Source organism: Bacteroides sp. MSSM.1001136sp1_RTP21357st2_D2_RTP21359_211015 (assembly GCF_040913205.1).
In the GTDB taxonomy this organism is placed as follows: Bacteria; Bacteroidota; Bacteroidia; order Bacteroidales; family Bacteroidaceae; genus Bacteroides; species Bacteroides ovatus.
In genome coordinates, this window is record NZ_JBDFVF010000053.1 from 21,952 (window position 1) to 32,805 (window position 10,854).

Annotated in this window: 12 protein-coding genes; 9 read left to right on the forward strand and 3 right to left on the reverse strand. The window is 46.1% G+C overall.

Annotated features, from left to right (window positions below; translation table 11 throughout):
* Positions 1-279 precede the first annotated feature (279 nt).
* From AB5217_RS23560 to AB5217_RS23580, 5 genes are all read left to right on the forward strand, one after another.
* A complete protein-coding gene (locus tag AB5217_RS23560; protein ID WP_004327465.1) occupies positions 280-609 on the forward strand; it encodes a hypothetical protein in 330 nt (109 codons plus the stop codon).
* A 3-nt stretch (positions 610-612) separates the two neighbouring features.
* The gene (locus tag AB5217_RS23565; protein ID WP_005648596.1) at positions 613-1,443 is read left to right on the forward strand and encodes a virulence RhuM family protein; all 831 of its coding nucleotides are present in this window, start codon (positions 613-615) and stop codon (positions 1,441-1,443) included.
* A gap of 13 nt (positions 1,444-1,456) precedes the next feature.
* On the forward strand, positions 1,457-2,095 hold the full coding sequence (locus AB5217_RS23570) for a recombinase family protein (RefSeq protein WP_005648594.1): 639 nt from the start codon (positions 1,457-1,459) through the stop codon (positions 2,093-2,095).
* 127 nt (positions 2,096-2,222) lie between these two features.
* Entirely contained in the window at positions 2,223-3,731 is a 1,509-nt protein-coding gene (locus tag AB5217_RS23575) for a Fic family protein (RefSeq protein WP_005648590.1), read from the forward strand.
* Between the two features lie 22 nt (positions 3,732-3,753).
* Complete coding sequence (locus AB5217_RS23580; protein ID WP_005648588.1) at positions 3,754-4,152, forward strand: hypothetical protein; 399 nt, start codon at positions 3,754-3,756, stop codon at positions 4,150-4,152.
* Between the two features lie 180 nt (positions 4,153-4,332).
* Here AB5217_RS23580 and AB5217_RS23585 read toward each other — a convergent pair whose 3' ends face one another.
* On the reverse strand, positions 4,333-4,551 hold the full coding sequence (locus tag AB5217_RS23585) for a hypothetical protein (RefSeq protein ID WP_225659888.1): 219 nt from the start codon (positions 4,549-4,551) through the stop codon (positions 4,333-4,335).
* Between the two features lie 624 nt (positions 4,552-5,175).
* Here AB5217_RS23585 and AB5217_RS23590 point away from each other — a divergent pair.
* The 3 genes from AB5217_RS23590 to AB5217_RS23600 all read left to right on the forward strand — a co-directional run bounded on the left by AB5217_RS23590 (position 5,176) and on the right by AB5217_RS23600 (position 7,368).
* Positions 5,176-6,192 (forward strand): ArdC family protein, encoded by a 1,017-nt coding sequence (locus AB5217_RS23590; RefSeq protein ID WP_005648576.1) that lies wholly within the window; start codon positions 5,176-5,178, stop codon positions 6,190-6,192.
* 172 nt (positions 6,193-6,364) lie between these two features.
* Positions 6,365-6,892, forward strand: a complete 528-nt coding sequence (locus AB5217_RS23595; RefSeq protein ID WP_005648574.1) for a hypothetical protein — start codon at positions 6,365-6,367, stop codon at positions 6,890-6,892.
* Positions 6,811-7,368 (forward strand): hypothetical protein, encoded by a 558-nt coding sequence (locus AB5217_RS23600; protein ID WP_225018426.1) that lies wholly within the window; start codon positions 6,811-6,813, stop codon positions 7,366-7,368. The genes AB5217_RS23595 and AB5217_RS23600 overlap by 82 nt, the downstream gene beginning before the upstream one ends.
* 72 nt (positions 7,369-7,440) lie before the next feature.
* On the opposite strand, the gene AB5217_RS23605 is transcribed toward AB5217_RS23600, so the two are convergent.
* Positions 7,441-7,833, reverse strand: a complete 393-nt coding sequence (locus AB5217_RS23605) for a hypothetical protein (protein ID WP_005648570.1) — start codon at positions 7,831-7,833, stop codon at positions 7,441-7,443.
* A gap of 315 nt (positions 7,834-8,148) precedes the next feature.
* Here AB5217_RS23605 and AB5217_RS23610 point away from each other — a divergent pair, with 315 nt between their 5' ends.
* Positions 8,149-8,835 (forward strand): SprT-like domain-containing protein, encoded by a 687-nt coding sequence (locus AB5217_RS23610; RefSeq protein ID WP_005842205.1) that lies wholly within the window; start codon positions 8,149-8,151, stop codon positions 8,833-8,835.
* A gap of 275 nt (positions 8,836-9,110) precedes the next feature.
* Here AB5217_RS23610 and AB5217_RS23615 read toward each other — a convergent pair whose 3' ends face one another.
* A complete protein-coding gene (locus AB5217_RS23615; protein WP_005648610.1) occupies positions 9,111-10,151 on the reverse strand; it encodes a replication initiation protein in 1,041 nt (346 codons plus the stop codon).
* Positions 10,152-10,854 lie beyond the last annotated feature (703 nt).

A 10,854-nucleotide genomic window follows, 5' to 3' on the forward strand; every position in this document is an offset into this window, starting at 1 on the left:
TTTTTTAAATGGTTGTCATGTCCGCAAATATAGTTAAAATACTAATATACTAAAATACTAAAAGTAGTATTTTTCGTTTTTTGCGTGTTTTTTGTGCCGATCGGGGAAGCGTACCGAAATAAATCCGGTTTCCACCTTTCGGTACGTTTTGTTTCTGTACCGGAATTAATCAAAGATTAGAATAACCATAAATGTTTTTATACGTTAATCATACGTATGTATATATGTATATATTTGTTTTTGAGTATCTTTGTGTGCTATAAATAAAAAATAAAAGACATGAGCACTTATTCGTATAAAAATCCGAAGTTTATAAATTCCCCTAAAGGGGTGGTTGAAGTTGTAGAAGTGATTTATGACGGCAAAGATGATCCGGCCTATTCACTGGCTATTATTAAATGGGAAAATACCTATAAATTAGGTATTCGTTGGAACATCGCTTATAGTGAATGGGACGATTACCGCAAACAGAACGGGCAAGATGAATGTATAGGTAATCCACAGTCGAGAGGTATTCCCACCTGGTTTGTTTTGCCCGATGATATGATGTTTGGTGAGAAGTTCAGCGGTGCGATGCAGAGGCTTGATGAATTAAGAAAAGGTAAGTAAGCAATGGAACAGGGAGAAATCATATTATACCAGCCGGATGAAGCGGTCAAGTTGGAAGTGAGGTTGGAAGATGAAACCGTTTGGCTGACACAAGAACAAATAGCCGACTTGTTCGGGACTAAAAGGCCAGCTATTACCAAACATTTGAACAACATTTACAAAAGCGGCGAACTTGATATAGATAGCACATGTTCCATTTTGGAACATATGGGTAATGACGGCAAACAGAGATATACTACTAAATATTATAATCTTGATGCGATTCTGTCAATAGGATATCGGGTTAATAGCAAGAACGCAACCCTTTTTAGGAAATGGGCGAATAGTGTATTAAAGGATTATCTTTTAAAGGGGTATTCCATTAATAAACGTTTGTCAGAACTTGAAAGGACTGTCGCTCAACATACCGAGAAGATAGATTTTTTCGTGCGTACTGCCTTGCCCCCGGTCGAAGGCATTTTTTATAACGGCCAGATTTTCGATGCGTACAAGTTCGCCACCGATCTGGTAAAGTCGGCCAGGCGTTCGATCGTGCTTATCGACAACTATGTGGACGAAACGGTCTTGCTCATGTTGAGTAAACGCAGCGTCGGTGTCTCGGCCACCATTTACACACAGCGTATCACGCAGCAACTCCAACTTGATCTTGACAGGCATAACAGCCAGTACCCACCTATCGACATCAGGACGTACCGGGACAGTCACGACCGTTTCCTGATCGTTGATGAAACGGACGTGTACCATATCGGAGCCTCGTTAAAGGATCTGGGGAAAAAGATGTTCGCTTTCTCAAAGCTGGATATTCCGGCGGCTGTGATAACTGACCTGTTATAATATCCCTTGTCTTATGAATGTGGTTATCTATTCACGTGTAAGCTCGCAGTCGGCCAGGCAATCGACCGAACGGCAGGTTGTCGATCTGGAGAGGTTCGCAGCCGGACGGGGGTACGAGGTGACGGCGGTCTTTGAGGAAAAGATAAGCGGACGAAAGGCCAATATCGAACGCCCGGTTTTAAGCCGTTGCCTGGAATACTGCACAGATCCGCAGAACCGGGTGGATATGCTGTTGCTGACCGAGATCTCACGCCTGGGGCGTTCCACCCTGGAGATACTAAAGGCACTCGATACGCTGCACACGCATAAAATATGCGTGTATATCCAAAACTTGAACCTGGAAACATTACGGCCGGACAAGACGGTAAACCCCTTGTCCTCTCTGATTACTACCCTATTGGGGGAACTGGCCGCAATCGAACGCCAGGGGATCATTGACCGCCTTAATAGCGGACGGGAGTTGTACATCCAGAAAGGGGGCAGGCTGGGACGGAAGCCGGGAAGCCGGAAAACGGCCGAACAGAGGAAAGAGGAATACCGGGAGGCGATCGCCTTGTTGAAGAAAGGCTACTCGATCCGGAACGTGGCGAAGCTCACGGGAAAGGCCGTTTCGACGATACAACAAGTAAAAAAAGACTTCATTAATAGCTGATTATCGGAACAAATATTGTATTTTTGCAACAAATACGAGTAAATGCACGTAATTAAAAACGAGTATTTGCGCGTGCCTAAAAACGAGTATTTGCACGAAAATAATCAGAATCTAAATAAAAACGGTTATGGCAACAATGGCGGAGAAAATGGCGGCTTCACTGGAGGAATTAAGAAAGCTCCAGGAGAAAGACCGCTGTGTCGTCCTGCAAGGGACGGCCGAGATAGGGAGGACGCATTTAACCCGGCTGTTGGATAACGGCTGGTTGCAGGAAGTAATGAAAGGCTGGTATATTGCGGCCAGGCCGGGAACAGAGGGGGATACGACGGTCTGGTACACCTCATTCTGGTATTTTATTGCGAAATATGCGGCCGTCCGGCTGGGGGAACGGTGGTGTTTGACGGCCGACCAGTCGTTGGATCTGTATTCGGGGAAAACGACCGTGCCCGTACAGGTGGTTATCAAATCGCCGAAAGGCCATAACAACACGCAAAAGCTGATGTATGATACCTCGCTTTTGGTGTTTCAAAGCGAGATCCCGGATCAGGTATATAAAGAGCCGGAATACGGCCTTAATCTCTATCCGCTTGCCGAAGCCCTGGTATATACCACGCCGAGATATTTCCAGGTGGAGAAGATCGCAGCCCGCACCTGCCTGGCCATGATACGGGACGCTGCCGATATATTAAAGGTACTGACGAAAAACGGGGCTTCGCTTCGTGCCGGAAGAATAGCCGGGGCGTTCCGGAACATCGGGAACAGCGAAATCGCCGACAGCATCGTTTCCACGATGCGGGGGTTCGGGTATGACGTGAGAGAAGAAGATCCGTTCGAGGATCAGCCACGAACGCCCCTTGTTTATGAGGTGTCGCCTTACGTCACACGCTTGCGCCTGATGTGGGAGAACATGAGGGATAAGGTTGTAGAACTGTTTCCCGAAGCCCCTGGAAAGATTGATGACGTGGAGGGGTATTTGAGATCCGTCGATGAAAAGTATTCGGAGGACGCTTATCATTCTCTCTCGATCGAGGGATATAGGGTTTCCCCGGAACTGATCGAGAAAGTGCGTGTCGGGAACTGGAAGCCGGAGGAAGAAGATAAGGAGCATAAAAACGCACTGGTGGCACGTGGGTATTACCAGGCGTTCCAGGCTGTCAGGGGGACGATCGCCGATATACTGAAAGGAAAGAACGCAGGGGAAGCGGTAAGGGCGGATCATCCGGTCTGGTATATGCAGATGTGGATGCCGTTCGTTACGGTGGGGATCTTGCAAAGGGAGGATCTTGTGGGTTATCGTACCGGGCAGGTCTATATACGGGGATCGCAACATATCCCGTTGAACCCGAAAGCGGTCAGGGACGCTATGCCCGTCCTTTTCGATCTCTTGAAGAATGAGCCGCACCCGGCGGTAAGGGCTGTCTTGGGACACTTCTTTTTCGTGTATATTCACCCCTATATGGACGGGAACGGGAGAATGGGACGGTTCGTCTTGAACGCCATGCTTGCGTCTGGAGGCTATAACTGGACGGTTGTTCCGGTGGAGCGTAGAAAAGAATATATGAAAGCGTTGGAAAAGGCCAGCGTGGAGGGGGATATTTCGGAGTTTACGAAAGTAATCGCATCATTGGTCAAGTAATGATATTTATAATAATGACAATATGAAATCAACGGAATATATCGAATGGGATAAACTGGAGCAGATCCCGTTCTGCCTTTGCCGGATCGCGGAGGATGAAGAAAACCAGGAAATAGATGTTTATTATCTGGATAAACGGGTTTGCCATGATTACGATCATGTGGGGCATTATTTTCGTACTGCGATAATCATGTTTAGAAGGATCAGGAACATAACGGCCGATTGGGTGAACCTCAAAAACCTTTGGTTGCTAAGGGACTGTATCAGGGAGAATTTTAATCATGGCCTGGAGGTGGACGATCTGATCTTCGGGGAAACATTCGACGGTGAGGATCCGGAAACTATAAAGCCGCTAACCAAAGAACGGCTGTTCAAGATTAAAAAGGTGATTCAGGAAAAAGATCCATACGCTACCGTATAGGGGGGGAGTATATAAAAACAAAACCCTGGAGTTTGTCTTGCGACAGGGACAACAGGGGATTACTACGCAAATATAGGGAGTATATCTCGTTTATACAAGGATTTTATGGCTTTTCTGGATTGATTTTAAAAAGAATAGAGGCTTGTTCCCTGGAATGTAGTATTTACTACTTTTAGTATTTTAGTATATTAGTACGCTTTTCTTTTGGAGGATTTGGGCGTTCCCGTAAACGGTCGGGCTTTCCGCCTCCAAGTCCTCGCCTAAAGGCTGTGGGCTTTCCACTGCAATCCCTAACGCATGAATACACCCACCCACCCGATTAAGGTAGGCTATTTCCGGATAGAGCCGTTCGGTGAAGCCAGCCGGATAAAAGCCGCCTGACTTTTCACTGATCGGCACAATCCGGGTACTCCGGTAGCCGATTGTCGAACCCGGTTTTAACCCCCCTTTCAGGGGAGAGAGGTATTTTAGTTTTTCCGGCGTGGCCGCCTTGCGTTTACCTTGAGTTCCGAGGGGTTTTTGTCTGCAAAGGTCAAACGGCTTTTTCCATATCCCAAGTTGAGCCGCAAGCGGCTTTTAGAAAAAATCTCCAGCCTGGCTAAAGCCAGGTAGTATTTTTCCTAAAAAACTTGTGCTATGGAAAAAAACGTTTGGGGTGTTCTCATACAAAAACCCCTCGGAACTCAAGGTAAACGCAAGATGACCACACCGACAGCCCCGAAAAACCAAAATGAGGTTGTCTTGATACAAAAACATCGGAATCTTAGGCATCCGCAAGGTTTTTTGGGGGGGAGAGGGTGCGAGGTGGGGAGTTTACTATCGGAAAAAATCAGGTAGTAAATACTAAATTTAGTATATACTAAAATACTACTTTTTCATATAATTATCTGATAAATAGTTAGTTAAATGTTGTTTAAATACTTGCATATCTCAAATAAAAGTGCTATATTAGAGGTATAGAAAAAGAGATAACAACCTTTAGAACTGGCTCACCCACCAGGATAAAGAACGGGGGACGTAGTTATGAAAACTGATTATTTCGACAAGGCAGCGCAACAGTTTGCAAATTTGATGATCGAGAAGATCCAGCAGGTAGAGGACAATTGGCAAAAGCCCTGGATCACCATTGCGGCGAATACACGCAATTTCTTTCCGCAGAACCTCACAGGACGCAGGTACGCCGGAGGTAACGCCTTTTTACTTCTTTTCCTTTGCGAGAAATTCCAGTACCAGACACCCGTATTTATGACATTCAACCAGGCGAAAGAGGCCGGGATCTCCGTGCTGAAAGGATCGAAATCGTTTCCGGTCTATTACTTCCTTTTCTACGTGTACCACAAGGAAACACGCAAGAAAATAACCTTTGAGGAATACAAGGCGTTAAGCCGGGAGCAGCAACAGGAATACAACGTTATACCGACCTATAAATATTACTCGGTCTTTAACCTGGATCAGACCAATTTTTCGGACGTGAGGCCGGAAGAATGGGAAGCGTTAAGGGAGAAGTTCAGAGGGGGACAGGCAGAGCAGCCCGACGGGACAACCGGAGAGGCGCACCCCGAAATAGACGCCATGCTGGAGGCGAAAAGCTGGTTTTGCCCGATACGGGAGCAGCAAGGCGACAGGGCTTTCTATTCTCCTTTAGCCGATTATATCGTAGTGCCGCTTCGCTCGCAGTTCGTCGATATGCAGAGCTTTTACGAAACGCTTCTGCATGAAATGGGACATTCCACGGGACACCCCACCCGATTGAACCGGGATCTTGCGCACCCGTTCGGATCAGAGGAATACGGCAAGGAGGAATTAACGGCCGAGTTCGCCGCAGCCCTGGCAGGAATGTTTTTCGGGATAGCCGAACATATACGCACTGAAAACGCAGCTTATCTGAAAAGCTGGATAAAGGCGATCCGGGAAGAACCCAAGTTCATTTTAAACGTACTGGCCGACGCTATGAAAATTGTCAAGATGATAGCCGGGAAACTGAATATCTCCGTAGAAAGCGAGGAAACGGCAGCAGATGAAGCGGAACAGGTGGCATGATACAAGGAAGATCCCCCGAAAGGGGGACAGCCTTTCGGGGGGAGTTCTTTTTGGCACTCGCCCCAAAAAGAACCAAAAAACGCTTTGCCGCTACACTCCGTTTCGCTTTCATAGCTCTGATAATGCGTTTTTTGATTGGATAGATATATATTTGTAGATAAAATAATGTAATATGAACAAACCGAAGATTATACAGATTATTGATGTTGTTTCCAATGCGATAGCAGGAAACCGTATCGACGAGGATTTTATAAAGAGTTGTATTTACGGAAAAGTGGATGCGGAACTGTATGCGCATCTTTTAGGCAAATACAGGGGGTATGACGGGGATTTCTTTCAGTTTTATTTGGGGACGGACGATCGGATAAACCGGGCTTTGCTGGAGAACCTGGGGATTAAGGTCGAACCCGACAAATATCCGGACTATGATAGCCGGATTGTTGCGCAGGTCGTCCAGGGAAAGAAAAGGTTTGATATTTATCCTTTCGAGTTGGAAGCCTTTAACAGATATGCCATGTTTGGCAATAATAATGCGCTTTCATGCCTGAAAGGGATTTCCCCGACAGCCGGGCAGACCGTCCGGGAAAACGGTATTAACGAGTATGGAAACGCCTTGAATTGGTCGCTGTTCTGGATAAAGGCAAATCCGGAGGACAAAGCCCTGTTAGTGGATCACGTTTTGAATATCCCCGAACGATGATAGCGGAATATTTCATTTACCGGAGAAAGGGGGATAAAGAGCCGTTTATCTCCCTGGGGGAAATGCCGCAATACGGGTTAAGGCCGAAACAGAAGTTTACCGGGAAAAAACTTAAAATAGAGGTGATCCGCAGGCTTTCCGGTGTGGAAATCGAGCAGACGGCCACCACTCCGCAGATAAACGCCTATATCGAGGCGAATATCTATGATACCGAACGTTGGCCGGAGTACCGGAAGTTATACCGACAGGTGGCCGGAGAGGTGGAAACCGTGGCCGACATCTTTACGCTCCAGTATATTTTAGTGGCCGAACTGGAGGATCAGACCAGGACGGGAAAGGACTGCCAGCCGCAGCCGACAGATCCGAAAGACGAGAGGCTGATACACCTAATCCGGTGCGAGCTTATGGGTGAACCCCTGGAAATGTACAAGACGATGATAAACCCGATCATCGCCTTAAAGAAACGTTTCGTTTGATACTACATCTACTAAAAATAGTAGATACTACTTTTAGTATTTTAGTTCGTACGCTCAATCCTGGGAGAAAAACTAATCGGGATATTCATTGAGTTCCCGGTATGCCTTAGCTAACTCTTCTTGGGTGTGACGTTTGAACTTTTTACGGCTTATGATGAAAGGCAACCTCTGATTCATTTCATTCTCGTACTCGTCCAGGAGATGTTTACCCCTTCCGGTAAGGACGACATGGGTACGGTCGTCGGAAAAGCGGATCTCTTTTAAATCTTCCATTGTATCTAATATACGGAGGATGATTTTCTCGTAAATGGGGGTACGCAGTAACGGGTGTGCGAGCATGGGGGAATTGTATTTTATATCGAAATTCTCGATGATCTCCGTCTGCACTTCCTCTATATGCTTGGGAAGTGCTTTTCCCAGCGTGTAGTAAACAGCTATCTGAAAGTCTTTGTAATTTGGAAACATGGGCGTATATGGTTTATTGGGAACGTGGATATTTTTAATATTTCCGTTCCGGGATTCTTCGGCCGAAAGATAAAAAAATCTCTCGAATAATCTTTGGGATAGATGCGCTTTTTTTAGTAAATACTAAAAATAGTATTTTTGTAATGCGCATTACAGTAGTGTATTTTGTAAACGTAACGTGTACTTATTCAAGTATTTTAGTAAAATGGGTATCTTTTATATCCGGTTATACTAATATTAGTATTTTAGTATTTTTGTAATGTACATTACAAAAATATCCGTATCTTTGCATTCAGATTGAAAAACAAAAGGCTTATGATAACGACGATCCAGTTTAAGACGTTGGACGACTTGTATCAGTTTTACAACGACGCAATTTTTAACGGTGAGCTTTCGGAATGTATCGTGAATATGTCCCGTCACGGTGGGGCGTTCGGCTTTTTCGCCGCCAACCGTTGGAGAGGGGACGGGCAGGAAAAAAAGGTCGTTCACGAGATCAGCATCAACCCCGATTTTATGAACCGGGAAGATCGGGACTGGCATTCTACCCTGGTACATGAAATGTGCCATTTGTGGCAGGAGGATTTCGGCAGGCCGAGCCGGGGAGGGTATCATAATTCGCAATGGGCTGACAAGATGATCCAGGTCGGACTGATGCCGTCCGACACCGGGGAGGCCGGAGGCAAAAGGACAGGCCAGAGCATTACGCATTATATCATTCCGGGAGGGAAGTTCGAGCAGGTTTTCAATACGCTAAGCCGGGAGGATCTGCAAAACTTGCGGCTTAGGTACAAGCCGACTTTGGCGGCCGTACCTACCCGGCCGATCCGCATCGCCGGAAGCGACGGGGACGAAACGGAAGAACCGGAAGATCCGGACGAGGGGGAGAGCAAAAGCGGAAAGCGGAAGAAATACACCTGTGGGTGCGGCTGTAACGTGTGGGGAAAATCCGGGCTGGTGTTAAGGTGCGGACTGTGCGACACTGATTTTACGGAACAATAGGAAACAGTGCAAAGGTCAGAAGCCCCCAGTAAAAACCCCGCCGGAGGCAGATTTCAAGCATACTCGTTTTACTAAAATACTAAGATAAGTCTATACTAATCTTAGTATTTTAGTATTATTGTAATGTGCATTACAATATAGGGGTATATGAAAAAGTGGGGATGTCGTAATACGTCAATTCGCCCCACTTTTAAGGCTTGACGTGCAATAGCCGTCAGCCCCCAGACGGACGGGAACCACCCCGGCCGCACACAAATATAGAAAATCTTCCGGATTTAACCAAACAGGTCGGGATCTTTCTTTTTCCCCCTGGCCTTGATACCGAAATCCTCACGCAGCATCTTTGCCAGTGAATTTTGTGCGTGGGCTGTACTCATTTCACCGCTGCAAACCTTATCGTCGTAATATGCACAACGGTCGTACACGTCTTTCAGCCGTCCGCTTTCCAGGATCTTGTCGAGTGCCCTTACCGGGGTGTTGTCGCTCGGATAGCTTAAAGCACCGTAAACCCAACGGTAAACGAACGAGTATTGTTGTTGCTGGTCGCCTCGCAGTTCTTGGGGATTTCTCGCATGGATGAACAGGATAATCGTGTCGGCTTTCGGTTTTTGCCCCTTTTTAGGCGTTTTGCAGATGAATTTGTAATCGAACCATACATCGGCCTCGCTTTCCTTGATTCGTGTCTGTGCAGGCCTTAAAACCTTTTGGTCGATCTGTGCATTCGAGTAGGAGGCCGGGATCTCCAGGTCTTTGCAGAATTGGTCGATCGAGTAATAATACTCCCGTCTGTCCCGTTGGCTGCAAATGATCTTGTAGAGCCGCTTGGTGTAATTGCCCCGGAGGGTTAAGGCGATGTTCTTCCCGTACCTTGTACCGCCGACACCCGTACCGTAGTAGAGCAGGAAAGGGATCGCCCAGGGGTTGAGCGTCAGGGCTACCCGGTTTGTGCCTTTGATGTTGTGTACCGTCGTTATCACCACCCCGAACGTTTCCACCGTCTGGTGGATATTGGGATGCACCCAGCGAAAGGAAAAGTTTTTCCGCATCATGGCGATAGCCTCTTTCAGAACTTTGCTCTTGTTGTTCTTCCCCCCGGCTTCGTCGCATTTGATCTCGACGACAGGCTGGTTAAAGAGGTCTTTAGGCAGTTGTTTTTCCCTGGTCATGTGTTGCTGGATCTGGTCGCTTATGAGCGTCAGGAGGTTTTCTTGCCACTCGGTCACAGAGTACTGGCCGAATGTTACGTTATTCGGCTGGATTAACATTACTTCTTCCTCCGTAGGAGGAATATAGAGGGTGATGTCGTTGGTCGCCATAGGCTTTTTTTTTGAGTTCGGGACAAAGTTAAAGAAATAAAAGATACCGCCAAAAAATACCAAGTACTTTTTATTGTAACCTTTAGTAAAATGGGTATTTATTGGAGGGGGTAATTTTAGTAAAATAAGTATTTTCCCCCTTCGGATTTTAGTAAAATGAGTATTTTAGGTTGTGTCTTTTCACTTATAACGATTTGTATTTCAGTTAATTATAAATGAAAAAACGCTTTCTTACAAAGAACCTCTACAAAGACTATTCTCACAAAGAAGGAAAATCTTAGGGAATCACAGGCTTCAAAAACGGCTGGAAAATGTGCATTTTGAAAACGGAAAATGAGAAACGGAGAAAAAATGAGCGAAGCGTTTCTTTAGTGCGATTTTTCCGCGCGTTAAAATGTGTAAAATTTTGTTTTTGTGTTGTAAAATATAAGGTGATCGGAACGATTGCCGCCGTTTTACAAATGTACACTTTTTTGGGGGGCGGTGTACATTTGTAATGTGCATTTTGGGGGCTGGGTGTCTGATGTATTGGAGCGAAGCCGTGCGGAGCGTTCCAGGAGCGACGAGCGAAGCAAGGAGAGAGAGAACGACGGTTTACCAAAGTGAGCAAGCAGTCATTGGACTAAGTCCAATGCTGATTTTCTAAATCACTGATATATAACTGTTTACTTGTTTATATGTATGCGAATTGCATACATATTGC